Annotated in this window: 34 protein-coding genes; 29 read left to right on the top strand and 5 right to left on the bottom strand. The window is 43.1% G+C overall.

Annotated features, from left to right (window positions below):
* The first annotated feature begins 10 nt into the window (after positions 1–10).
* From GLV98_RS11060 to GLV98_RS10980, 17 genes are all read left to right on the top strand, one after another.
* Positions 11–721: a hypothetical protein gene (locus GLV98_RS11060; protein WP_160915069.1), complete on the top strand. Its 711-nt coding sequence runs from the start codon at positions 11–13 to the stop codon at positions 719–721.
* Between the two features lie 70 nt (positions 722–791).
* Positions 792–1,283 carry a hypothetical protein gene (locus GLV98_RS11055; RefSeq protein WP_160915067.1) on the top strand — a complete coding sequence of 164 codons (492 nt, stop codon included), beginning with the start codon at positions 792–794 and terminating at the stop codon, positions 1,281–1,283.
* A gap of 105 nt (positions 1,284–1,388) precedes the next feature.
* On the top strand, positions 1,389–1,907 hold the full coding sequence (locus tag GLV98_RS11050) for an NADPH-dependent FMN reductase (protein ID WP_160915065.1): 519 nt from the start codon (positions 1,389–1,391) through the stop codon (positions 1,905–1,907).
* Positions 1,908–2,043: 136 nt separating this feature from the next.
* Complete coding sequence (locus tag GLV98_RS11045) at positions 2,044–3,564, top strand: GAF domain-containing sensor histidine kinase (RefSeq protein ID WP_160915063.1); 1,521 nt, start codon at positions 2,044–2,046, stop codon at positions 3,562–3,564.
* Complete coding sequence (locus GLV98_RS11040; RefSeq protein ID WP_160915061.1) at positions 3,554–4,219, top strand: response regulator; 666 nt, start codon at positions 3,554–3,556, stop codon at positions 4,217–4,219. Before GLV98_RS11045 ends, GLV98_RS11040 begins: the two co-directional genes overlap by 11 nt.
* A gap of 162 nt (positions 4,220–4,381) precedes the next feature.
* Positions 4,382–4,630 carry a hypothetical protein gene (locus GLV98_RS11035; protein WP_160915059.1) on the top strand — a complete coding sequence of 83 codons (249 nt, stop codon included), beginning with the start codon at positions 4,382–4,384 and terminating at the stop codon, positions 4,628–4,630.
* Positions 4,631–4,665: 35 nt separating this feature from the next.
* On the top strand, positions 4,666–4,938 hold the full coding sequence (locus tag GLV98_RS11030; protein WP_160915057.1) for a hypothetical protein: 273 nt from the start codon (positions 4,666–4,668) through the stop codon (positions 4,936–4,938).
* A gap of 23 nt (positions 4,939–4,961) precedes the next feature.
* Positions 4,962–5,159 (top strand): PspC domain-containing protein, encoded by a 198-nt coding sequence (locus tag GLV98_RS11025; RefSeq protein WP_160915055.1) that lies wholly within the window; start codon positions 4,962–4,964, stop codon positions 5,157–5,159.
* Between the two features lie 12 nt (positions 5,160–5,171).
* The gene (locus tag GLV98_RS11020) at positions 5,172–5,327 is read left to right on the top strand and encodes a hypothetical protein (protein WP_160915053.1); all 156 of its coding nucleotides are present in this window, start codon (positions 5,172–5,174) and stop codon (positions 5,325–5,327) included.
* Between the two features lie 10 nt (positions 5,328–5,337).
* A complete protein-coding gene (locus GLV98_RS11015; protein WP_160915051.1) occupies positions 5,338–6,093 on the top strand; it encodes an AAA family ATPase in 756 nt (251 codons plus the stop codon).
* Between the two features lie 12 nt (positions 6,094–6,105).
* Positions 6,106–6,282 (top strand): hypothetical protein, encoded by a 177-nt coding sequence (locus GLV98_RS11010; protein WP_160915049.1) that lies wholly within the window; start codon positions 6,106–6,108, stop codon positions 6,280–6,282.
* Between the two features lie 20 nt (positions 6,283–6,302).
* A complete protein-coding gene (locus GLV98_RS11005; RefSeq protein WP_160915047.1) occupies positions 6,303–6,566 on the top strand; it encodes a hypothetical protein in 264 nt (87 codons plus the stop codon).
* A gap of 47 nt (positions 6,567–6,613) precedes the next feature.
* Positions 6,614–6,976, top strand: coding sequence for a cupin (locus tag GLV98_RS11000; protein ID WP_160915045.1), 363 nt, complete (start codon positions 6,614–6,616; stop codon positions 6,974–6,976).
* Between the two features lie 433 nt (positions 6,977–7,409).
* Positions 7,410–8,324 (top strand): ABC transporter ATP-binding protein, encoded by a 915-nt coding sequence (locus GLV98_RS20270; RefSeq protein ID WP_337193748.1) that lies wholly within the window; start codon positions 7,410–7,412, stop codon positions 8,322–8,324.
* Positions 8,321–9,061 carry an ABC transporter permease gene (locus GLV98_RS10990; protein WP_160915043.1) on the top strand — a complete coding sequence of 247 codons (741 nt, stop codon included), beginning with the start codon at positions 8,321–8,323 and terminating at the stop codon, positions 9,059–9,061. The genes GLV98_RS20270 and GLV98_RS10990 overlap by 4 nt, the downstream gene beginning before the upstream one ends.
* A gap of 391 nt (positions 9,062–9,452) precedes the next feature.
* Entirely contained in the window at positions 9,453–10,010 is a 558-nt protein-coding gene (locus GLV98_RS10985; RefSeq protein WP_160915342.1) for an AAA family ATPase, read from the top strand.
* Positions 10,011–10,028: 18 nt separating this feature from the next.
* The gene (locus GLV98_RS10980; RefSeq protein WP_160915041.1) at positions 10,029–10,274 is read left to right on the top strand and encodes a hypothetical protein; all 246 of its coding nucleotides are present in this window, start codon (positions 10,029–10,031) and stop codon (positions 10,272–10,274) included.
* A 35-nt stretch (positions 10,275–10,309) separates the two neighbouring features.
* On the opposite strand, the gene GLV98_RS10975 is transcribed toward GLV98_RS10980, so the two are convergent.
* Together GLV98_RS10975 and GLV98_RS10970 are read right to left on the bottom strand one after the other, a co-directional pair.
* Positions 10,310–10,975 carry a potassium channel family protein gene (locus GLV98_RS10975; protein ID WP_160915039.1) on the bottom strand — a complete coding sequence of 222 codons (666 nt, stop codon included), beginning with the start codon at positions 10,973–10,975 and terminating at the stop codon, positions 10,310–10,312.
* Between the two features lie 16 nt (positions 10,976–10,991).
* Positions 10,992–12,359, bottom strand: a complete 1,368-nt coding sequence (locus tag GLV98_RS10970; RefSeq protein ID WP_160915037.1) for a TrkH family potassium uptake protein — start codon at positions 12,357–12,359, stop codon at positions 10,992–10,994.
* A 166-nt stretch (positions 12,360–12,525) separates the two neighbouring features.
* Here GLV98_RS10970 and GLV98_RS10965 point away from each other — a divergent pair, with 166 nt between their 5' ends.
* From GLV98_RS10965 to ycaC, 3 genes are all read left to right on the top strand, one after another.
* Positions 12,526–13,095: a hypothetical protein gene (locus GLV98_RS10965; RefSeq protein WP_160915035.1), complete on the top strand. Its 570-nt coding sequence runs from the start codon at positions 12,526–12,528 to the stop codon at positions 13,093–13,095.
* Positions 13,096–13,371: 276 nt separating this feature from the next.
* The gene (locus tag GLV98_RS10960; protein ID WP_160915032.1) at positions 13,372–13,797 is read left to right on the top strand and encodes a VOC family protein; all 426 of its coding nucleotides are present in this window, start codon (positions 13,372–13,374) and stop codon (positions 13,795–13,797) included.
* A 447-nt stretch (positions 13,798–14,244) separates the two neighbouring features.
* On the top strand, positions 14,245–14,883 hold the full coding sequence (gene ycaC / locus GLV98_RS10955) for an isochorismate family cysteine hydrolase YcaC (RefSeq protein WP_160915030.1): 639 nt from the start codon (positions 14,245–14,247) through the stop codon (positions 14,881–14,883).
* Between the two features lie 37 nt (positions 14,884–14,920).
* Here ycaC and GLV98_RS10950 read toward each other — a convergent pair whose 3' ends face one another.
* Positions 14,921–15,382 (bottom strand): MarR family winged helix-turn-helix transcriptional regulator, encoded by a 462-nt coding sequence (locus GLV98_RS10950; RefSeq protein WP_160915028.1) that lies wholly within the window; start codon positions 15,380–15,382, stop codon positions 14,921–14,923.
* A 120-nt stretch (positions 15,383–15,502) separates the two neighbouring features.
* Here GLV98_RS10950 and GLV98_RS10945 point away from each other — a divergent pair, with 120 nt between their 5' ends.
* The 5 genes from GLV98_RS10945 to GLV98_RS10925 are packed head-to-tail and all read left to right on the top strand — an operon-like array spanning position 15,503 to position 19,826.
* Positions 15,503–16,468: a VOC family protein gene (locus GLV98_RS10945; RefSeq protein WP_160915026.1), complete on the top strand. Its 966-nt coding sequence runs from the start codon at positions 15,503–15,505 to the stop codon at positions 16,466–16,468.
* A 30-nt stretch (positions 16,469–16,498) separates the two neighbouring features.
* Positions 16,499–17,110, top strand: a complete 612-nt coding sequence (locus tag GLV98_RS10940; RefSeq protein WP_160915024.1) for an alpha/beta hydrolase — start codon at positions 16,499–16,501, stop codon at positions 17,108–17,110.
* Positions 17,097–17,684: an NADPH-dependent FMN reductase gene (locus tag GLV98_RS10935; RefSeq protein WP_160915022.1), complete on the top strand. Its 588-nt coding sequence runs from the start codon at positions 17,097–17,099 to the stop codon at positions 17,682–17,684. Before GLV98_RS10940 ends, GLV98_RS10935 begins: the two co-directional genes overlap by 14 nt.
* Before the next feature lie 16 nt (positions 17,685–17,700).
* Positions 17,701–18,792, top strand: a complete 1,092-nt coding sequence (locus GLV98_RS10930) for a low temperature requirement protein A (protein ID WP_160915020.1) — start codon at positions 17,701–17,703, stop codon at positions 18,790–18,792.
* Between the two features lie 47 nt (positions 18,793–18,839).
* Positions 18,840–19,826, top strand: coding sequence for a ring-cleaving dioxygenase (locus GLV98_RS10925; protein WP_160915018.1), 987 nt, complete (start codon positions 18,840–18,842; stop codon positions 19,824–19,826).
* A gap of 67 nt (positions 19,827–19,893) precedes the next feature.
* Here the strand turns inward: GLV98_RS10925 and GLV98_RS10920 are convergent, their stop codons facing one another.
* Entirely contained in the window at positions 19,894–20,784 is an 891-nt protein-coding gene (locus GLV98_RS10920) for a LysR family transcriptional regulator (protein WP_160915016.1), read from the bottom strand.
* Between the two features lie 348 nt (positions 20,785–21,132).
* Between GLV98_RS10920 and GLV98_RS10915 the strand changes: the two genes are divergently transcribed.
* From GLV98_RS10915 to GLV98_RS10900, 4 genes are all read left to right on the top strand, one after another.
* A complete protein-coding gene (locus GLV98_RS10915) occupies positions 21,133–21,285 on the top strand; it encodes a hypothetical protein (protein ID WP_160915014.1) in 153 nt (50 codons plus the stop codon).
* A 13-nt stretch (positions 21,286–21,298) separates the two neighbouring features.
* On the top strand, positions 21,299–21,775 hold the full coding sequence (locus tag GLV98_RS10910) for a hypothetical protein (protein WP_160915012.1): 477 nt from the start codon (positions 21,299–21,301) through the stop codon (positions 21,773–21,775).
* Positions 21,776–21,883: 108 nt separating this feature from the next.
* The gene (locus GLV98_RS10905; RefSeq protein ID WP_160915010.1) at positions 21,884–22,174 is read left to right on the top strand and encodes a hypothetical protein; all 291 of its coding nucleotides are present in this window, start codon (positions 21,884–21,886) and stop codon (positions 22,172–22,174) included.
* A 186-nt stretch (positions 22,175–22,360) separates the two neighbouring features.
* Positions 22,361–22,804, top strand: a complete 444-nt coding sequence (locus GLV98_RS10900) for a hypothetical protein (protein WP_160915007.1) — start codon at positions 22,361–22,363, stop codon at positions 22,802–22,804.
* A 27-nt stretch (positions 22,805–22,831) separates the two neighbouring features.
* Here the strand turns inward: GLV98_RS10900 and GLV98_RS10895 are convergent, their stop codons facing one another.
* Entirely contained in the window at positions 22,832–24,244 is a 1,413-nt protein-coding gene (locus GLV98_RS10895) for a LysM peptidoglycan-binding domain-containing protein (RefSeq protein ID WP_160915005.1), read from the bottom strand.
* Between the last annotated feature and the right edge of the window lie 51 nt (positions 24,245–24,295).

Here is a 24,295-nt window from a genome sequence, read left to right as displayed (position 1 = left end):
GAGGCCCGATATGCGACACGATATACAACCGAACGAACGCGCTTTCTCTACGAAGGAAGTAGCTGAAGAAGTCGGGATCGCCACAACGACGGTCAGACGGTATGGGCAGCTTTTGGAACAGAACGGGTATGAGTTTTTCAAAGATGGCGACCGGCGGATCTTTGTGAGGTCAGATGTCGAGGCTCTCAAAACAATCCGCGATTCGGAATTGCCGAAAGAAGATAAAATAAAAGAAATCGTAGAAGAGCAGAAGGATCTTCTCGCAGGCTATGAGTCTCGCGAACTCGCGCTTTCCGATACATATGACGGAACGCAGATGCAAGATTCCGATCAGATGAAAGAGATGTTCCGTTTCCTGGCCAGTGAGCTTGTGGCCTCAAGAGAAATGAATGTCCAGTTGAAAAATGATATGGCTGAATTGAAAACGACCGTATCCCGTTTAAAACAGGATCACCACGTCATCAGTTCAGGGGTCGGGAATTTTTCACAAAAGACGCACACGAAAATGGATAAGATGATGCAGCAGCAGAAAGAACAGTATGAAGAATTGCTGCGTGAAGAGCAGGAGAAGTCGGAGTTTCTGCAAAAAGAAATCCGGGAGATGCGGGAGGAGCAGAAGAAAGAATGGCGCTCCCAAAGTGAGTTCAATGAACGGCTGGAACATTCGGTGAAACATTCCCGCGGAACCCTCGGTAAGATCATGTCCTTATTCAAAAAGTAGCAGCGAGAGACGCTTGAATCCGGTAAAGGTTCAAGTGTTTTTTGTATAAAATCCTAGGAAGGGTGAGTGGATGAAGACGTTGATTTTCGTGTTGATGCTTGTGCTGCTCGGTGCCACGCCTGTGGATGCTTATGACGCCAAAGAGGAAGTTGTAGAGGTTGAGCATTCAAGGGACGAAGACGTCACTCGACTTCCCTCTACCGTTATTCTTTATGATTCTGAGATGAAAAGAAAGATAGAGGTCAAATCCACAAAAGAGATGATGAAAATAGTAAAAGGAATTCAGAAAGCCTCTCCTGTGAAAGAAGAATGGACAAAAGGGAAGAAACTAGGAACCCTGGACTTTGGCGTTGAAGAACTGGTGCACATCTATTATGGCGATGAGCGGGAAAAAGTCTTTTTGCTTGTAGACGAAGAAACCATGTTCATGTCCAGAAAGGCTTTCTTCGATCTTTTTTCTCCTTCCGTTCACACCCGGCCCCTTCCTCCAGGAGAAGGCGGGGAGGTTCAACCGCTTCCCCCAGGTCAATCCGTTCAACCGGATGATTTTCTTCCTTTATAGACGAACGCATGTTTTCAGACCAATGGTGTAGATGATATTCCTTCCATACTATGATTCAAGACGATGCCTTTTCCCATAACCTAAGAAGTAAGGAGGTTATGAACAATGAGTATCGTGATTTTTAGTGGAACACCGAGGACGAATGGACGGACAAAGATGGTCGCTCAGACGTTACAACATAAATGGAATGGCACGTTGGTCGACTTAAGTAAGCTGGATCTTCCATTATTCAATGGAGAAGAAACGCAGGGGGATCATCCATCGGTCCAGTGGCTGCTTAGAGTTGTTGCTGAAGCGGACGGTTTTATTTGGGTGTCGCCGGAATATCATAATGGTATGAGCGGCGCGTTGAAAAATGCGCTCGAATTTTTAAGCGGTTCCCATTTTAAAGGGAAACCCACATTGCTGCTTGCTGTTTCCGGAGGTGGAAAAGGCGGCATCAATGCACTGAACCAGATGCGCACCGTTGGACGTGGGCTCTACGCAGCGGTGGCTCCCGGGCAGCTGATTTTTGATCCGGAACACTTTGAGGAGAATCGTTTGAAACCGGAAATGGAAGAGAAGCTCGATTTGTTGTTGACTGAATTTATGGCTGATCGTTTTTTGGACGTGAAGAGCAGTTGAAATGGGCGTTATTTGAGAATTCGACAAAGTTATTTAAGTATTCGACATCTTTATTTAAGAATCCAGCTGAGATATTAAGGGATTCGACGAAACTACTTTAGAATTCGACACAACGAAAACAGAAGGAGGTGCAAAAATGAATGGATATGAACGAGTCGAAGAGTTGAACATTATGAAAGTGATTGCTGAAACGCTTAACCGGTGTAATGACATGACGATGATGCTTCAGACGGTGTTGGAAAAGTTGCTCGAGCTGACAAGGCTGGATGCGGGATGGATCTTTCTCATCGACAGTCCGGAAGAGTATGTACTCGCTGCTCATCATGGGCTTCCTCCAGCGTTATCGTGGGGGGACTACAAGCCGATGTGCAGCGGGGATTGTTATTGTTTAAGCCGTTATCGCAATGGGAAGCTGAACCAGCCGGTCAACATCATCGAATGTAAACGGCTGAATGAGGCGATCGAGCACGCTTGGGGGGACACAAAAGGGATTACCCACCATGCCACGATTCCACTTGGGGATGGGGAGGAGTCTTTCGGCTTGCTAAACGTCGCTTCTCCTCGGAAAGAAAAATTTTCACAGGAAGAATTGACCTTGCTTCAATCGCTAGGCTTCCAAATCGGGACGGCAATCCGCCGGACACGTTTGTATCAAGAGGAACGAAGGCGGGCGGAGAGTTTTGAAAAATTGAACCAGCTTGCCGGGTTTTTATGGTCTGCCGACGACTTTTACGATTTACAAGAGATTTTGGAAAAGGAAGGCAGCAAGATTTTCGGGTGGTTATCCACCGGTTGTTACATAAAAAATGAAGGGGGCAAGAAGCCTTCTTTTATGTTGACAGAAGAAGTCAGGGTTGAAGAATCTCTTGCTGTCCTACCATTGATGAGACAACAGGATATCCTGGGATGCGTTTGGATCGAACCACCAGAGGGCACCTCGTTCCATACTGATGACCGGGAGTTCCTTATTGCACTGGGACGACATTTGACACTGGTTTATGAAAGCATCGCTCTAAAGGAGAAAAGGCAGGAATTGCTGCTTCATGAGGAACGGAAGCGCCTGGCTCGCGACTTGCATGATTCTGTGAATCAGAAGCTTTTCTCCTTATCGTTGACGGCTAAGGGTGCGAAGGAAATCGTGTCCAAGTATGACTCGACGCTTGGAGAATTGATGGACGACATGCTGTCCATGTCCCAGCAGTCTCTGAAAGAGATGCGTTCATTGATTTGGCAGCTGCGCCCCGTTGGCCTTGAAGAGGGATTGGTTTCTGCCATGAAAAATTATGGGGAGCATCTTGGTCTTTGTGTTCAGTTTGATATGGAACGTCTTCCTGACTGGTCGCGACAGGCAGAAGAGACGCTATGGCGAATTAGTCAGGAAGCGATGAACAATGTCGCGAAACACGCAAATGCGAAAGATGTGACAGTCCGCCTTTTTGATACAGAAAGAGGGGTGGGCATGACTGTGACGGATGATGGGAGTGGGTTTGAAATAAAAGCGGATGACGATCGACGGACGCTTGGACTGATCAGTATGAAAGAACGGGCAGAACTGTTAGGTGGGGAACTTTCTGTGAAAAGCGAACCAGGTGCAGGCACAACCATTGATGTCTTTTTACCGTACCGGAGAGAGAGGAGTAGTGAGCATGAAAATTAGTGTGATGCTCGTGGATGATCATCTTGTCGTATTAAGAGGGCTGAAATTTTTTCTGAATACACAGGAAGATATCGAGGTCATCGGTGAAGTGGAGAATGGAGAAAAAGCACTGAAAGCATATGAAGAATGGAAGCCGGATGTTGTGCTGATGGACTTGATGATGCCGGTCATGGATGGAGTGGAAGCGACGAAAAAATTACGTGAAGCCCATCCGGAAGCAAAGGTGGTCGTCCTGACAAGCTATTCGGATCAGGATCATGTCATTCCTGCCCTGCAAGCCGGTGCTGTCGGGTACCAGCTTAAAGATGTTGACCCCGATGAACTTGTAAAAACAATTCGAGCCGCGTCCAAAGGGGAGAAACTTCTCCATCCGAAGGCGACGAATCTACTTTTGGAGCAAATGAGTAGTGGAGCGGAAAAGAAAGAACCTGGCGTCCATTTCAAGCTGACGAACCGGGAGAAAGATGTGCTCTATCAAATCACGCTTGGAAAAAGTAATAAAGAAATTGCCAGTGACTTGTACATAACAGAAAAAACGGTGAAGACGCATGTGAGTAATCTTTTAAGCAAGCTGCAGGTCCATGATCGCACACAGGCGGCGATTTATGCGATGAAAGAAAATCTATTTGCGGACAGGTCTGATGAGAAAGGCTAGAAGCATCTCCCATTTTTAGGGAGATGCTTTTTTGTTGATGAATGATGAAACCTATCCAGAAGATCAACCGTATAAGAGAATATATGGCTTTTTCTTACAGTGATCATATTCGCATTAGAAAAAAGGGAAGAAGTGATGAAATTTGTAAAGGAGAGATGATCTTTGAACAAATGGGCTTGGATGTCATTCGGTACGGTGCTCGTTAATGTTGTTTTATTTTTTATGTTTCGTGGCCCAGATGTCAATCTGCCTTTGATGGTGACCGTCGAAAGTTCCCTTTCCATCATCGGCATCGTCTGTGCCGTGCTATCTAAAAAAATTATCGCAGGTACGGCCGGGTTTGTATTGAACGGCGGCGTGCTGATCGTTATGTTCTTTCTTCTTCTGGCGATGGGGATCAGTGAACCTTAAACAAAGGAGTGGTTAACATTCGTCAAAAAATTCATATGACTAATCTCATTTTATTGGTCCTTTTATTAGCTTGGGGATTTCTTCTTTATTTCGGCACTCACTTTGTAGAACAGGAAGGTCCATATATAGGTGAAAACCTTAGTATCCTCATGGTCTATGTGATTTGGGGACTCGGTTATTTCCTTCAGTTGAAACAGCCTACGATAAAGCGTGCGGTAGCTGTATTGCTTTTATCTTTAGGGATGCAAGTATTGCTCTTTTACAGCCTCTATTATGTCATCACATTTTTTGAGTGGATTTTTGAATAAGGTTTAAGGAAGGGGAAAAGGATTTGAAGAAATTATATCGTTCCACGAATGAAACCCAGTTGTCAGGAGTCCTCGGCGGTCTCAGTGAAACGTATCACATTGATGTGAGCATCCTGAGGATCATTGTGGTCGTATCAGGATTTTTCACAGGAGGATTGACCTGGCTTATTTATCTTGTGGCTGCGATCGTCATGCCGACGGATCGCGAGGTAAGGAAATAAAAGAGAAAACGCGTGCTGAAATATTTCGTATATGCAGGCATCATTTTTGCAAACATCCGTGCTGTTAGAGGATCAACGGAAAACATGATCCTTATGTTTTTCGCTTCTGCGGCGGTCATCGTCCTCCTGGAGGCAGGGATCAGAAGTAGACGAAACACTTATCTGTAGAGGTGGTAGAATGACAAAGTTAAATAAACAGACCCAGTATATTCGTTCCATTGATCTAAAAGGTGAAAAGGTTCAATCCTATAAGAATTTCCCGCTCAATCTGCCGGTGATTCGAAACTTTGAGGGGGTGGAACTGCATCCGAATGTCACCTACATTATTGGTGAGAACGGAATGGGGAAATCAACATTGCTTGAAGGAGTGGCGATTGCACTAGGTTTTAACCCCGAAGGTGGAACGCTCAACTTTAATTTTTCAAACTATGATTCTCACTCCAATTTAGATGAATACCTCCGCCTCGCCAAAGGGGTTCATCGACCTAAGGATTCTTTTTTCTTCCGGGCGGAAAGTTTTTATAATGTCGCCACAAACATTGAAGAACTGGACAAGGAAATTGGCGGAAGGAAGATCATTGATTCGTTCGGAGGGAAGTCCCTGCACGAGCAGTCGCATGGTGAATCATTTTTTGCTGCGTTCACCGAGCGCTTCCATGGGGAAGGTCTATACATACTGGATGAGCCGGAAGCTGCGCTTTCTCCTCTACGGCAAATGTCGATGCTTCGAAGGATTCATGATCTCGTTCTTGAAGGCTCCCAGTTTATCATTTCTACACACTCTCCTTTGTTGATGGCCTACCCTGATGCGAAAATCATAGAGTTGACTGAGAGAGGAATGGAAGAGACGTCACTTGAAATGACGACCCACTACACCATTATGAAGCAATTTTTTGATGATAAAGATCGCTTGTTACATCATTTGTTTCAATAAGGGGGATAAACCATGGATTTAGCTTTACTATTTGGCGTTCTCTTAACACTGTTGCCGCTTGCGACGATTAACAAAGTGAAGGAAGAAACGTTATTTCAGAGGATCATCCATATCGGTTGTCTTGTTGTAGGGGTTCTGCTTCTTGTCGGATTTTCCATTCAGTTTACGGCTTATATGGGAAATTATTAAGAGATGAAGGGATTGATTTTATGAAAATACTGCTCTCCAGCTTGTTGCTTCTAGCGCTATTGGTATCGGTTTCTGCATTCATACATAAGCGAAAGAAAGAAGGAGTAAAGGGATGGAAAACGGCGTTGACATCCATCTGTTTTTACGCCATTGCTGTCCTTAACCTTGTAGCTTACTGGTTGGATGGTCTTGGCATCTTTAGTTGGGGCCTCACGATTGTCCTCCTCATATTAGGCGCTTATTTTACGAGGTATCTGCCGGTCGCTTCACAATCGACTGCATAAATTCATAAGAAGCTCATTCATTTAAAGAAGTTGATCAGGAGGTAAACATGGATATTTACTCTTTTAAAAAAGAAACGGGTAAAAAGGTTGAAAAGTTCCAATCGGATTTCATCATGTCAGGCATAACCAAGACCCATAAAGATGCTCATATCGGCTGTATGCATTTAGATGAACATGGAGTGATCGGTTACCATCAAGCCGTCGTTCCACAGCTATTGCTTGTGGTCGAAGGAGAAGGGATGGTCAGAGGGGAAGAAGAAAGATTTACAACTGTAAAAGGTGGGGATGCCATCTATTGGGGAAAAGGCGAATGGCATGAAACGAAAACGGAGGCTGGTTTGACAGCGATTGTCATTGAAAGTGAAGAGTTGGATGTATCTGCTTTAGCAACCATACCAAAAAAACGCTAGTGGACTTTGGAAACAGGACACTTTCCTAATGAAAGGGGGTACTCGTATTAAAAGATTCTTAAAATCCTGGTTTGGGTGGATGGTCGGTGTCCTTGCAGGAATATTCCTTATAAGCTTATGGAATGGTGAGGGAATCGATTGGAGTTTGGTTGTCGGTCTTTGTATAGGCGGTCTGATAGGTACAACAATAGGGATTGGGGTAAAGAAAACTTTGAAAAAGGAGGAAAATTAACCCCCTATTCGAATACACCTAGTGAGTGGCTGATTATACATAGGTGAGGTGGGGCGGAGTTGGTTCATTTTCCTAATCCACGGGAACGTCTCAAAGATATCTTCAAGTAGATAGGTGGCATAAGGCAAGATAACTTTTTACGAAACTTCTCTGATATCTACGCGTAGATACATATATAAAACTTGAAAGAAGGGAGCGGTTATCATCGAACACGTCATCCAGGTCGAAAATCTATCCAAGTCGTTCGGAGCAACCCAAGCGGTTAAAAACCTTTCGTTTGCGGTAAGAAAGGGAGAAATCTTCGGGATCATCGGACCTAACGGGGCCGGAAAAACGACGACACTTGAGATTTTGGAAGGGATCCAGAAACCGACGTCAGGAGAAGTGGAGGTACTGGGGTTGAACCCCGAGAAACAGCTGCGCGAACTGAACCGCCGCATTGGTGTGCAGTTCCAGGCGACCTCCATACAGAAGAAGATGAAAGTAAAAGAGGCGCTGGACTTGTTTTCAAGCTTTTATAAAGGCACAACCCAAAAGGATCAGTTGATTGAAATGCTCGGACTCGGAGAGAAACTCAATGTCCATTTCGAAGATCTTTCTGGTGGGTGGAAGCAGCGGGTCACCCTTGCTTTGGCGACGTTGCACCAGCCTGAATTGTTGTTTCTGGATGAACCGAGTATGGGCCTTGATCCCCATGCAAGACGTGAAATGTGGGGGATGATTCGCACCTTAAGAGATAATGGCAGCACAATTGTAGTGACAACGCATTACATGGAGGAAGCGGAAAAGCTTTGTGATCGTGTCGCGATGATCTACAGCGGGGAGATCAAGGCATTGAATAACCCGGACGCTCTTCTGGATGATGTCGCGACCCATTACCTTGCTTTTGAAAGTGAACGGATGTCCTATGAGTATCTGTTGGCGTTAGGTGATGTAGTGCGTGTGGAGAAGGAAGAAGCTGAATTCAAAGTGTTCAGTGAGAACCTCCAACATACCGCCTATCAAATTTTCACCTACTGCCATGACGAAAACATCGAACTGAAGAACTTCAAGTTTGATCGGGGCTCGCTTGATGACTTGTTCGTTCAATACTTAGAAAAGGAGAAAACCGGATGAATACGGTAATGAAGCTGGCAAACTTGGAAACGAAAATGTTCTTCCGCGATCGTCTTAGCGTTTTTTGGACGTTTCTTTTTCCTGTTGTGATGATCTGGTTGTTCGGTTCGATGTTCAGCGGCGACATGGCTGGTCCGTTTACTTTTGCAGAAGTCTTCATTCCGTCGTGGATCGGTGTCAACATTGTCACTACCTCGTTTTTTACTTTAGGAACCGTACTCGCCGGCTATCGTGAAACAGGCGTCCTCCGCAGGTATCAATCCACCCCGCTTCAGCCATGGAAGATCCTTGCTGCCCATACCGTGCAGGGAACCGTGATTTTCGTTATTTCTGCTGTGTTGCTAATGGTTTTCGGTATGGTCATGTACGACTTGCAGGTTCCGATGTATATCGGTAGTACACTTTTGGCTCTATTCATCAGCATTCTTGCCTTTTTCCCGTTTGCGCTTTTCGTTACGTCTTTGGCTAAAAATACACAGTCGGCAGCGGCCATCAGTTCACTTTTTCTAAACCTCATGCTTTTTCTTTCCGGTGCTACGTTCCCGCTGGAGATGATGCCGACCATTCTTCAATATGTCGCGAAGGTTTTGCCGTTGTATTATGTCATTCAATTGCTGCGTGGCACTTGGAATGAAGCTCCAATTTCTGAATTCGGGCTCGAAGTGGGGATCTTACTAGCAATTGCAGTCGTCTCCATTGTGCTTGCTTCCCGTTATTTCAAGTGGAGTGACAAGTAATGGACTCAAGAGAAAGGTGAACGAAAAAAATAGACCTCAACATAGAGGTCTATTGATTTTTTCTAAGGATTAATTTCTTTAAAATTAAGTACACGGGCACGAAGATGATCAATGAAATACTGAAATCAGCCAATAGCAATAGCATATCAAATCGATTCGTAACCCAACTATAATCAAAGCCGATGAGAGAATGGATCCATTCAGAAACAATTTCAGCTAGGAAGAGACTTATAAATATGATGAGGAGTTCCTTCAGCGAACACCACCTCCTTTTTAAAAGTCACCTTACGTATCTAGTCATGATCATTTTACCAGAAAATTCAAATTTCACTGTATGCTTATTCAATAAACATTCTCTTAGAATACAACCAAAAGAAAAGAGGTGAGTGGGATTAAACTTGTTTTATTATTCGGGCCTCAAGCTGTTGGGAAAATGACAGTCGGACAGGAGTTAGAAAAGTTAACGGAATTGAAGCTCTTTCACAATCACATGACGATCGAACTGCTGCAACCGTTTTTTGGATTCAGTGACGAGATGTGGCGTTTGTCCCAGTTATTCAGGGAGGAAATCTTCCGTACTTATGCGGAGAGTGATCAGTACGGCATGATTTTTACATTTATTTGGGCATTCAATAAGCAGGAAGATTGGGATTTTGTTGAAACAATGATCGACATTTTTGAACAGGAAGGTGGAGACGTTTATTTCGTTGAACTGCAGGCGGATATGGAAGAAAGAATCAAGAGGAACCGCACGTCGAACAGGCTTGAGCATAAACCTTCCAAGAGAGATGTGGAAGCATCGGAAGAAAGAATGATCGCTTCGATGGACCATTTGCGGATGAATACAAGAGATGGTGAAATCAATGAGAATAACTACATCAAGATCAATAATTCAGAACTTGAACCAAATGTTGTGGCAAAGAAGATTCAAGAAACGTTTAGTTTGTAAAAATGGAGGAAGTGTTTGATGAAGAGGATCGTTACGTTCTTGTTCGGCCGACCTTACAAGGAATCAAAGCTTATGACTTTGTATTATTGGGTGGCCGTTTATATGTACATAATTGCTGCTGTTTTTTTGTTGACTGCAGCCATTTTAACCGGTGATGGAGAATTTTGGCTCAGTTTCATTATGGGCCTGGTTGTGTTTCCGTTGATGTTCCGCTTTGTTTACGGAGTGGTCACCCGTGTTAATCAAGCGATATTCAAATCTTGAAAAAAGCAGCAGCTGTCTGACAGCTGCTGCTTTTATTAATCCTCGACGACGAGATTTTTTTCGAAGCGGTTGACGTCCTTGTCGGCTCCGATCACAATCAGAATGTCGCTGGCATTCACTTGTTCAGTGGCCATTGGGGATACGATGACATCTTTTCCGCGTTTGATCGCTACGATGTTACACCCATACTGGGCGCGGATGTCTAAGTCGATCAACGTCTTTCCGCTCATCTTCCTTCCTGCCTTCACTTCGACGACGCTGTGGTCGTCGGATAGCTCGATGTAATCGAGGATATTATCGGAAATGATGTGGTGAGCGATACGTTTTCCCATATCTCTTTCTGGGTGGACGACTTGGTCCGCTCCGATTTTGTTCAATATTTTCTCGTGGTAATCGTTCTGGGCCTTCACGGTGATCATGCGAATACCCATCTCTTTTAGAATTAACGTGGTCAACATACTGGCTTGAATGTTGTCACCGATGGCTACAATGACGTGATCAATATTCCTGAACCCTAACTCTTTGAGGACGAGTTCATCGGTGGAATCAGCCATGACAGCGTGAGAAACGATATCGCGATACTCATTGACTTTGTGTTCATCGAGGTCCAAAGCAAGGACTTCCATGCCTTCCCGGCTCAGTTCTCTGCAGATGCTCCCGCCGAAGCGGCCGAGTCCTACAACAGCAAATGTTTTCTTCATCGTTGGTTTCCTCCTGTTAGCCGATAATCATCGGTTCTTTCGGATAATGATATTTGTCTTTGATGCCTTTTCCTCGAATAATGAATAAGAAGGAGAAAATGCCGATCCTTCCGATAAACATGAGCGTGATGATAATGATTTTGCCGGCGGCATGCAAGTCAGAGGTGATCCCCATGGAAAGGCCGGTGGTACCAAATGCCGAACACGCTTCAAATAAAATCTGCATCAAAGAAAACTGTGGTTCGAAGTAATTTAATAGGATAACCGCAATGCCTGTAATTGCAATGGCTGTATTGATGACAATGAACGAACGGAAGATGTCATCAGGATCGATTTCCCGTCTGAAAACGCGGACGTGACTTTTTCCTCGTGCATAGGCGATGACACTTAAGACACTAATCGCGAAAGTCGTCGTCCGGATTCCTCCTCCTACACTACTCGGAGATGCACCGATGAACATGAGAATGCAAATGACCAGCAAAGTCGGTACACTGAATTCCGCCACGTCCATGGTCGCAAGCCCTCCGTTCCGTGTGGTTACGGATTGGAAGAGCGAGAAAAAGAAAGCCTCGTGCCAAGACTTGTCTGCGAAGAAATGGTTTCTGTCTAAAAGATAGATCAGGATCGTTCCGACGACCACCAGCACTCCGAACGTTACCGACGTTAATTTTGCAAAAAGGGAAAAGTGAATCACGTTCTTTTGCTTATGTGTCAGGTAATCTTTAATCTCAATGAGCACAGGAAAACCGATCGCTCCCAAGGTCAATAAAAGCATGTTGATGAATTGCACGAAATAATCATTTTCAAAAAGGACGAGGGATACGCCTGTAATATCAAAACCTGCATTCGTCGTGGCACTGACGGAGGCGAACATTCCTTGAACGATGGCTTCACCCGTAGTCGGGAAGTATTGCGTAAAGTAGACGCTTAAAATGATGGCACCCACCAATTCAATGAGAAGAATGATCAAAAGGATTTGCTTGATCAGTTTAACCATCCCTGCAAACGTAGAACGGTTCTGGTCGGTTTTGATGAGTTGTCTGCTTTTCAAGCCGATTTTTTTGCCGAGCATCAGCCAGACGAACGTTCCCAGTGTCATGACGCCGATCCCGCCGAACTGAAGGATGAACATCAAAACAAAGTATCCAGCGGTGTTGAACGTATCCATCGTTGATACGACAGTCAACCCGGTTACACTGACCGCACTGACGGCCGTGAAAAGGGCGTCGATAAAGCTTAATTCTACGCCTTCCTTATGTAAGAATGGCAGGCTTACAAGAATCGTTGAAACGATAACTGCCGTAGCATAGAACAATACGATTACCTGAAAAGGAGTCAGACGGTCAAAGTATCGATTGAATTTGGTTTTAAGATGATTGGACATAAAGATGCTCCTTCAGGTGAGGATATCAAGTTATATATGGATTTTATATGTTCTCTCCTATTTTTACAACTCCCCTCCACACCAATAAAGATGGGTCAAATTTACAGAAAATAAAGAAAGTGGGATAATAGATATAGAGGTTCTTGATCGGAAGGGGGAGAGTGATTTGAAAAGCCGGCTGCTTCATCCACTCCTGATGCTTTTATTCATTCTTCTGCTTATTCCCAATATAGCTTATGGCGCAATGGATCCTGAAGAAGTGGAAGAGATCAAGAGGGAAGCTCCTCTGCATGTCATCGGAAGTGTGGAAAGCGATGAACTAGTGAAGGACCTGTCTACAGAAGACTCACCTAAGCAATTAAGAAAAATGGAGCTTAGCGTCCAACAATATAGGAAGGCACCTGCTTCTATAAATCGCGAGCGCTCCATAGAAGTGTATTATACGTACATTCCCTCATGGATCGCCATGGCAGGTGGAAGTAAAATGGATCTATATGAAGGAGACGAAATTGAAATCTGGTTGCAAAAAGGTGGGGACGGGTGGGAGCCTGCAGCGGGAGGAAATACGGTCGAGCATTTGAGTTATGTGGAAAACCGTAAAGAGCCGATTCCAGAACCTAAGGTGCATGCGGTCAAAGAGTCGTTCAATGGAACCCTAGGGGTGTTGGTCATGAGTGGAATCGTGATTGTACTTCTCCTCGGTCTATTCCTGACTCCGCTTGCTTTCCCTAAATGAAACGGGGAGTATGCGGTTAGTGAAGAAGGAATAAAGCTTGAATTAGGCGAAGAATTCTTATAGGGAGCATACCGTCAGTCATCTTCAGGATCGATGGAAGCCTTTGATTTTCAGGATCAGGAACAGGTGAAGCGAATGATCAAGCAAGATACGACAGTGCTTTTACTGAAAATCAAGGTAGGAATGGATAAGGAGCAGCAGGTGGATACATAAGGACGTTTGCTTAACCGGAGATCTTTTGTATGGTGGTTCCATTAAAAAAAGGAGGAGTTTCGCATGTTTCAATTGGGGAGTGTGTTCGTCCCGGTGACAAACCTAGAGAAGTCAAAAAAATGGTATGAGGAAAACTTGGACGTACAGGAAATCGACTCATGGGAAGGGGGCGCGGGTTTTTTCTTTCCTCAAGGTACCGCGCAGTTCGGACTGATTGAAGTGACACGTCCACAGCCTACGGAATTCGAGATAACCAAAGGCGAAAAGAATAGCTACTTCAATTTTGTGGTCAACGATATTGAAGCCGCTTTCCAAAGGCTGAATGATGCAGGAGTCGAGACGACTGAGATCCAAGATTTTGGTGGAATGAAGCATTTTGATTTCTTCGATCCCGATCAAAACGTGTTCAGTGTGGTGGATGAGGCCAAGAATTCACCTTTTCATAAAGAGAGTGTAAAGACACAACAGAAAAAGTTAAGAGCAAAATAGAGAAAAGATTCAGTTTCTGACAAAAAAAGCAAGAGGGAGCGACTAGAGGTCATAGATTCTAGTCGCTCCCTTTTGGTTAAGAAGAATTCTTCGGTTTGGTTCTTCCATTATTAAGGTGTGGGATTGCTACTTTCGGTGGCTTTTATTAACTTTAAGTTAACAAACATTGAAATAAGTTGAATTTACATTAAGTAAAAGGAGTCTTATACTTTATAAGTGGTCCTTTAGAACTTGTTCAGCGGATTGTGAATTTTAATAAAATAGGGATTATAAATATATGTAGTCGAATCTTAAAATCTAAATTTCTTTAGGGAAGCCAGTGAAAACTGATCTATTGACACTTTATCAGTTTAGTTATAAACTGATAATCGAATGATGGCCATTAAACGTTTCCATTATTAAAGGTTATCGTTCTTTAATTATGTGTTTATACAGGAGGAATAAGGGATGACGGATTTGTACACAAGAATTAATAAAGATGATGCGGTATTGCTTCTAGTCGATCATCAGACAGGTTTGATCTCCAGTTTAGTTAGAGATTATGGGGTGGACGAATTTAAAAACAACGTCACTGCGCTTGCAGATACAGCCAAGTTTTTTGATATACCTGTCATTTTAACCACAAGTTTTGAAAATGGACCAAATGGACCGCTCATGCAAGAGGTCACAGATCTTCACCCCAACGCGCCTAAGATTGCACGTCCAGGGCAGATCAATGCTTGGGATAATGAAGATTTTGTTAAAGCTATTGAAGCAACTGGTAGAAAACAATTGATCATTGCAGGTGTGGTCACGGATGTCTGTGTAGCTTTCCCGACACTTTCAGCATTGAATGCGGGTTATGAAGTGTTCGTAGTGACTGACGCATCAGGTACCACGAGCAAACAGGTGGCAGATGCTGCTCTTAGTAGAATGGCTCATGGAGGAGCACAATTAATGAACTGGTTCAGTGTTGCATCAGAGCTGCAACGGGACTGGAGAAACGATGTGGAAGGTTTTGGAAACTTGCTTGCCAACCATCTACCAAGCTACCAAAACGTGATTGGAAGTTATCTGTCTGCTCAAAAAGATTTAAATGAAAAGTAACAGGTAAAAAAAGAACCACCATTTTTACATGGTGGTTCTAACTTTCATCATTGCTTTCCAAATGCTTTTGTAACTTCTTCAACAGGTCGTTAAGTTGGGTTTGTTCTTTTTCATCGAGCCCGTAAAATTGATTGGCTTGAAAGTGTTCTTGTCCAGGCGCTACCTCATCCAATAGTTGAATTCCTTTATCCGTCAGAGAGATTGTTTTCGTTTTCCAGTCCTGTTTTCTTTGTACCCAGCCTAACTTCTCCATTTTGGAAATGAGTTGCGTAATATTCCCTTTTGTCACAAACAGTTTCTTAGCGAGTTGCTTTTGAGTGATTTCCTGACTGATACCAACCTGGACCAGCACATCAAATTGCGCACTTGTCAGCCCCCATTGCTTTAAATGTTCATTATTTAAACGAATGCTCTGGTTATAAACGCGTGAAAGTCGAAACCAAATGAGCAATCCCATACGTTTGTTTTTTTGGAAACTCAAGTCATTCTCCTTACTCATAAAATATTCTCCTAACCATTTATATTGTTAATTTAGAAGTAAATGGAGCTTGATGTCAAATGTTTAAATGTTTAAGCGAACTTATCTTCACTATGAAAATCTGATTAAGGGGGAACTCCCGTGAAATTAAAAGGCATACATCATGTATCTTCTTTGACTGCTGATGCTCAAAAAAACTTGGATTTCTATACTAGAATATTAGGTCTCCGATTGGTGAAAAAAACAGTAAACCAAGATAACACCCAGTACTACCATCTATTTTATGGAGATGAAAAAGGAAATCCGGGTACGGAACTGACTTTCTTTGAAATACCAAACCTGGCTGTTAAACACCCAGGCACTAACAGTATTTCTTCCATTTCATTACGTGTGGATTCTGATGAGGCCCTGAATTATTGGAGGGGTCGTTTTACCAAACTGGGAGTCGATCATGACTCAATGACAAAGCGTTTTGGCCATGCTGTTCTGCCTTTCAGGGATCCAGAAGGTCACCAAATGTCTCTCATTTCTGATGAAAACAATAGTGGTGTCTCCTCAGGCAAACCTTGGTCGCGGGGCGGAGTGCCTGAAGAATTTGGAATCACAGGATTAGGTCCCGTCAAGTTAACCGTAAGGTATTTAGAACCGTCTGTTCAAATGCTTACAGAGGTAATGGGCTTTAGGAAAACGGGAGAGTATGAGACTGAATCGAACAACATCGTTCATGTGTTTGAGACTGGAGAAGGTGGAAATGGTTCGGAAATTCATATAGAGCAGCGGAAAGATATCCAAGAAGAAAGACAGGGAAAAGGAAGTGTCCATCACGTGGCATTCAGAGTTGAGGACGAGGACGAGTTATATGATTGGATCGAGTATCTTAAAAAAGACGGCTTCAAATCTTCAGGTTTTGTCGATCGTTTCTATTTTCGCTCCTTATACGTTAATGAACCAAATGGTATCTTGTTTGAGCTGGCCACAGATGGTCCTGGTTTTAACTTGGACGAATCTTCTGAACATTTGGGAGAACAACTATCTTTGCCCCCATTCTTAGAACATCGACGTGTGGAAATTGAATCCCGTCTAAAATCTTTACCAAGTCCATTATAGTCAGGAGATAGATAAGGGGAGTGAATAAATTTGAAACATTTTTTCCACAGGAGTGAAGAATCCAAAAAAGTATTTATTCTTCTCCATGGAACAGGGGGAAGGGAAACGGATTTATTACCGGTAGCAGCTCGATTGGATTCGTCTTTTTCTGTATTAGGGATTAGAGGAGACGTCGTTGAAAATAACCAGTTTCGATATTTTAAAAGGAACACAGACGGTTCCATGGATGAAGGTTCTTTAATGATAAAAACAAAGGATCTTCTGGAGTTTATACAAGAAGCATCCGAAACGTATCAATTTGAAATGAAGGACCTTCACATCATCGGCTATTCGAATGGGGCCAATGTGGCGGTGAGCTTATTGATGCACGAACCCGATTGGTTTGGTACGGCTCTATTGTTCCACCCCAGCCACCCTCTAAAATCATACGATGATGCCGAATTGGATGGACTGGACATTTTCATAACCGCGGGGGCGATGGACCGTATGGTTCTTCCGAGTGAAGCTGTACAACTAAAAAAACACCTAAGTCTGATGGGGGCACGTGTATCGCTTCATATGACGGACTACGGGCACGAATTAAGAACGACTGAATTCATCAAGGCATCATCTTGGTGGAGTGAAAATAATGAAAAGTACTGAAAGGAAGATGGATATGTTAGAAATCGCAGCCATATGCGGAAGTTTGAGAAAAGACTCGTTCAACAAAAAACTTTTAGAGGCCGTGGAACGTGAGTCAAAAGGAAAATGGAAGATAAAGTTTGTGGAAATCAACCGATTGCCTTTATTCAATGAAGATATTGAAAAGGGGGGAGACCCTGAAGAGGTGGCTATCTTTAAAGAGAAGCTAAAAGGGGCCGATGGAACTCTCATTATTACCCCGGAATACAATTCGGGAATGCCGGGAGGCCTTAAAAATGCCTTGGATTGGGCTTCTCGTCCCGTTCAGGATTCAGTCTTTAAGAACACACCGGCTGCTGTCGCCGGAGCTAGCCCAGGGCGTGCAGGGACGGCGCTTGCTCAAATGCAGCTAAGACAAACACTTGTCGCAATGGAAGCCAATGTCATGAGTGGTCCAAAGGTTCTAGTAGGTGAAGTGCACAAAATCATCGATTCTGAGACGAACCAGATCACCGATCCTAGAACGTTAAGTAATCTCCAATCATTAATTCATGGGTTTACAGCCTTTGTTGAAATGTATCAAAAGGAGCAGTAAAAACGGAGGGTTTGAAGTGCCTCATAAAAAAGTGAATTGGATAGAACTGTTTTATGACTTGATCTTTGTTGCCGCCATTGCCACAGCAACACATACCTTACTGCATGTCGAAAACCATACCATTCCTATCGAGTATATCATTAAATTTGTTCTGATATTTATTCCGATTTGGTGGGCTTGGGTGGGTCAAACGCTGTTTATCAACCGATTCGGAACAGATATGACAGGTGATCGCATATGGATGAGCATACAGATGGTTTTCGTCATTCTGATGACTGCTAGTCTATCTGTGGATTTTGATGCCTATTTCCTACCATTTCTTGTCGGTTATATAGGAGTTCGATTCATTGTATCCATGCAGTATATCCAAGTGAGCCGAAAAGAGGTTTTGGAAAAGAAAAAGCTGGCTCAGTTTCTTGGGTATGGCTTCCTGATCGGAACGTTTATTTCGTTAGGATCTTGTTTGTTTGATTCCTGGATCAGATATTTCGTGTTGTACTTGGGGATTTTTGTCGATATGATGGTCCCTTTACTGGGACGTAAGTATATGAAAAAAGTACCTATTAACACTCCTCACTTGTTAGAAAGGTTCGGGCTATTAACCATCATCCTGTTTGGTGAATTTATTGTTAGTATCGTAGCGGTGCTAGGTGAAGAAAGCCAGCTAGGAGAGAATTTTATTGTTTTACTCCTTTCGTTTACGTTAGTCATTGCTATGTGGTGGCAGTACTTCGATAATTTAGAGAAAAAGATTGATAAAGAAATCAAAACCTCTGGGCAAATTATTGTTTATGGTCACTTGTTCATCTACATGTCAATGAGTGTGATGGCTTCCGTTATTCAGCTTGGTTTTTTCTATGATATTGATCAAAATGTACTTATATCATTAGCTCTCGGGGCCACCCTCATCTATGTAACTGGGACATCGCTGGTCTTCCATAAGTACCGATATCATCAAGAAAGGCTAGGAGTGAAAAACTACCTTTTCCTAGCGGGGATCATTACCGGTGTTTGGACATTCAGTCTGATTTTGTCTGTCTCTGAAATCTTTTTGTTTGTAGAGATCGCCTGCTTTTTTATATTTTATGCTTTTTATACTTTGAGGTGAACGTGTATTTCAAGAAGTAAATTGATTATATGTGAAGGAGAACAATTATGAATCCATTAAAAGGAATCCACCATGTCACAGCCATTACAAGCAGTGCTGAAAAAATTTTTGAATTTTTCACATATGTGTTAGGTATGCGATTAGTTAAAAAGACGGTCAATCAAGATAGTATCCAAACGTATCATTTATTCTTTGCGGATGATAAGGGGACTGCTGGCACAGATATGACTTTTTTTGATTTTCCTGGGTCACCGAAAGGAGTCCATGGGAAAAATGAGATCTCAAAAACATCGTTTCGTGTACCAAGTGATGCGGCATTAGAGTATTGGCAGAAACGCTTTGACCGGCTGCAGGTCAACCACACAGGCATCAGTGAACGATTTGGCAAGAAAATTTTATCTTTCTATGATTTTGATGACCAACACTATCAGTTAATTTCGGATGAACATAATAAAGGTGTCGATTCAGGAAGTCCTTGGGAAAAGGGTCCCGTACCTCTTGAGTATGCGATTACCGGTTTAGGTCCTGTCTATATCCGAACAGCCTTCTATGATTACTTTAAAGAGGTATTAGATGAAGTATTCGCTATGCACGAAGTTGCAGAGGAGGGATCCCTTCACCTGTTTGAGATGGGAGAAGGGGGAAACGGAGCCCAACTCATTCTTGAATACAACAATGAGCTGCCTCACGCCCAACAAGGGTTTGGTACAGTGCATCACGTGGCCTTCCGGGTCAATGATAGAGAAGAATTAGACCAATGGCAGGAGCGTCTGGAAGAGGTCAACTTACCAAACTCTGGTTACGTGGAAAGGTATTACTTCGGATCCTTATATACAAATGTTGCACCAGGAATTTTATTTGAATTAGCTACAGATGGTCCGGGCTTCATGGGGGATGAACCCTATGAAACCCTTGGTGAGAAACTATCCTTGCCTCCTTTTTTAGAGCCGAAGCGTGAGGCTATAGAAAAAGCCGTCCGGCACATTGACACTGTGAGAAGCCATAAAGAAATAGAAAAAGAATATGAGTCATGAGCTTTTTTGGTCATAAACGTTTGAAAAAGCATCCATTCAATAACGGGAATGGATGCTTTTTTACTATTTACAGACGGCATGCCTGAAGTACTTTTAATTGAAATTCTTTTGCTTCGGGTGAGACCTCGCTTTTTTTGGAGCGCACTCCCCAGAAACTGTAACTTTCTAAACCTGTTTTTTCTAGAGGTATGACCCTGAGATTTCCATTCAAAACATCCGGATGTCTCACAAAGGTAAGGTTATGTACAATCACAATAGCATGTCCATTCAGCACCGCCGATCTTAACACTTCAATATTATTGGAAGTGAAGAGAAGATTCATGTTGGATACGTACAATTCATTAATCGCTTTTACACGTTCTGAATTATAGAGAACGAATTTTTCATTTCTTATATCTTCAACGGTTAAGCGGTCCTTGTGATAAAGGGGAGAGTGCTTACTAACACAAACACATGTATAACCGTTGAAAAGGAAATCATAATCAATCGATTCTGTAATATCTGATCGCTGGAACTCTTCTGGGTCATACTGGGAGAATCCTATAGATATTTCATTATCTTTGAGTGCTTTCAGAATATCGTCTTTATCCATTTCAACGATTTCCACCTCAATATCAGGGTTTTCTTTATTGAAAAGTAGAAATGCATCGTAAATTACATAGGTTAATGCTGGTCCGCATCCTATCTTCAAAGGTTTCGACTGATTTGGATGAAATTCTTTATAGAGATCTTCCGTTTTCTTGAGAATGTCCATACTACCTTTTATTAACTTTTTGCCTTCTAAGGTGGGAATTGTCCCTTGACGAGTACGGTTGAAAATCGTGATGCCAAACTCTTTCTCAAGCTGAGTGATGGCCTTACTAATGGCTGGTGTTGACACGTGTAAATTTTTTGCCGCTTTTGTTAAAGATCTTTCTTTTGAAACTTCTAAGATATATTTTAATTGATCAAAATTCATGTTCTTATAATCTCCTTAACTATATACATAGGTGCGAGTATCGTATGGATGACTCAACATGTGCTATATATAGTATCGTAAATAATGCCCTTTCCTAGTCACCTAATGAAAGCATCTATACTGAACACAAAAGAAACTAAAGAAACATTTTCAATACGAGTATCCTAAACGTTTTATTCGATCAATACGAGTTTAAGGATTAAGGGAATGACGAGTGCTTCTTTTTGTTCATAAGATCCTTTTCTTTTGAGCTATTCTTTACTAGAACTCCATGATAGCAAAAAAGTCTCTTCTCCTATGAAACTAATTTAATTTCGCACCGTAAAGTAATGGAAGGGGGTTGTACAAGTGGCTGTTTTCATAAGTATCGTTATCATTCTTTCCTTATGGTCAATAACGAAGACGTTGGAAAAAGTGACGAAACGGGTGACAGATAAACAAGAGGAGCAAATCGAACATTTAAAAGAAATCAGGGAACTGCTCGCTGAGAAGAAAGAGTAAAAGGGGGATCATTGTGAAGAAGACGTGGTTACGGTTTTCTCCTCTTATTGTGATGCCAATGATTTTGGGGATTCATATGTTTCTTTCGGTTGGGGATTATGCTGTTCCTCTTGGCGTTGGACTAATTGAGGACGAGCGTATGGTAGAGAGGTACGATCGGAGGGGGAATGTCGTCGATGAGTTTCCTATTCAAGGGATCACTTCAAAAGAAGAGGTGGAAATCCTTATTTTAGAAAGTAATTTTAAGAAGACGTTTGCTGCAAGTGTTCTTCTTTTTCTAACGCTTGTGTACTCCATCGTGGTGGGATGGTTATCCAGGGTATGGAAAGTATCTCTGGAAGGGTTAATAAAAATTCCTGATAAATGGAAGCCTGTGATGGTCGGTGCAGCCATATCTTTATATGCTTTTGCAGCGTTCCGGGTCGGGACTCAATACGTTGAACTAGTTCACGAGAGTGAAACACTCTTATTACATAATTTTGTCCCATGATTTCGTAGTCAGGACCTCTTGGAATGGTGGGCTGTACACGGTAGAGGAAGAACAAGGAAGGGCATAGACTTCTAGGTTATAAAAGTTTTACAAAAAGGAGGGGAAGCTTTGAAGTCTTTTCTTGTTATTGGAAACATCGTGGGAAGCGGTTTGTTTGCTTTGTGGCTGGCTTATCATTTTGCAAGCGGACCGTTGGTAGTGGGGCGCACGGATGCAATCATTGGAGAAACGGATTTTTTTCTGCTTCTTCCTGTATGGGGAGCCGGCGCTTTTTTGGTTTGGCGGTATTTTTTGAAAAAAGGGTGGGGAAGCGTCACCTATATGGACATTGTGCTGACCAACGTTACGTTGTGGTTAACCATCCCTGTAGGCTTTTATGTTTCGACTATGTTTATCTGATTAAGGGAAAAAGCCCATCTTGATTGTCTTACACCTGTCTGCCTTTATTGGTGGGTGAATCATAACATTTAGGAGGCATCATAGGGATACACACGAAGGTTGTTTTTAGGTTAAAGACAGAATGTAATCGTGAAAAAGAGCTTGGTGGACCATTCAAAAAAGAGGATATTAAGGAGAGAAAAACCATTGGAAAGATCGAATAGGATTGCAAAGCTTTTGACTTACTGTGCGTTTGGGATCATGGTCCTCGGGACGTTTTCGTTCTTTGTGATTATTCTTGGTCAAAGCTTCGGTGCAGGAGTTCAAGGATTGACTGTTTTAATCAGCAGCCTCGTCACAGGAATTTTGTTCTTAGGTTTTGCAGAAGTCATCCATTTGCTGCAGGGCATTTATGATCAAAGCCATGAGCATGAAGCTGCAGAGGTTAATTTTACATATGAACAGGCAGTGGAAGAGACTTCAAAGGTCGACCCGGAGGATGAACAAGAGATCCGCTTCTTTTTTAAAGAAAGAAATCAAAAAGTGGAAGAGATCCATCCCACAGATGAACCGTTCATTTATATCGTAGAAGTAGAGGGAGAGAGGAGGAAAGTAGAAGCAGGCGGGTTCACTTTAAAAATACTAGAATAAAAGAAGACCTCCCAAGGAAAGGAGGCCTCACATTTTCTTCACTTTGAAATTACGCTGAAGGACCGGCCAATTTTGTGGGAAGGGACTGCCCAACACCCAGTAGCTTGCACCTCTCAGACCGTACTCTTCAATCGTATCGTATTTAGCCTGCACACTTCTTGCGTCTTCAAACCAGACTTCATGTTGCTGCCCATTTTCATCGGTATATCGAAAAAAAGGAGATTGGTATTCTTCATTGTATTGGATAGGAACGCCGTAGGTTGCAGCGAGTTGAATCGCTTCCTGAGGATTGACCGTTCGAGCATATGTGCCCTGCACCCATGGAATTTCCCATTCCCGTCCATAAAGAGGCATCCCCATTAAAATTTTATCGCGAGATATGACGGTGACGGCATAATCCAGCACTTCACGTACCTTGTTGATCGGTGCGATGGCCCATGGCCTTCCTCCGGACCATCCCCATTCATACGTCATGAGCACAACAAAATCAACAATGTCTCCATGCGCTTCATAATCATGAGCTTCATAAAGCAGTCCCTGCTGATCTTCGCGTACTTTTGGTGCGAGGGCAGTGGAGACGCTGAAGCCTTCGGGACGCAGACGACTGACGACTTTTCTGAGAAAAGCGTTGTAGTTTTCCTTATCTTCCGGGTACACATATTCGAAGTCGAAGTTTACTCCTGAATAACCCTTTGAACGCATCTGTCCCAAAAGGTTGTTGATGAAGGTATCCTGAATCCCAGGGTTTCGTAAAAAGGTGGCGGCTAGATCCGAATCAAAGCTGCCTCCGACGAAGTTGGTGACCACCAGCAATGGAGCAATGTTTTGAGCTGCCGCCGCCTGTAAAACCGCTGCGTCATCCAAATCGGTCAGGTTTCCATCTGTTTGGATAGTCCGTGTGAAAGGAGAGAGGAAGGTGAAATGGCTGCCAAGGGTGTTCACTTCCCTCGCGCCTTCTGCATTCGTTCTCGTAATGTAAGCGTTGATTTCCTTCACAGGACGAAGAGGGGAAGGGATGGCGAGTGTCATACCGACAGAAATGACGGCTGGATTCTCAATGCCGTTCGCTTCAGCAATTTCCGAAACAGACACGCCGAACTGGTTAGCGATTTTCCAAAGGCTGTCTCCTGCCTGAACCGTATAATTTGTAAAAGGAATAAGGAGCATTTGGCCCACAAAAATGAGTGCCGGATTCGCGATGTTGTTTTTCTCAGCAAGGTCCTGAACACGGACACCATAGCGGTTCGCGATGTTCCAGAGATTATCTCCCGGCTGGACGACATATTCTTTATTTGGCTCAGGGATGACGAGCGCCTGACCGATCACGACCACATCTGGATTGTTCAGTTGGTTCAAAAGGATGATTTGATTGATATCGGCTCCATATCGCTGAGCGATCCTCCATAGGGAGTCACCGTTTTCTACAGCATGAATGATCATTTCGCCCCTCCTTTTTGCGCTTTTTTATGAAGATATGCAGAGGGGCCCTGT

The organism is Halobacillus litoralis (assembly GCF_009856415.1).
Lineage (GTDB): Bacteria > Bacillota > Bacilli > Bacillales > Halobacillaceae > Halobacillus > Halobacillus litoralis_C.
This window is presented reverse-complemented; position numbering and strand designations above follow the sequence as displayed.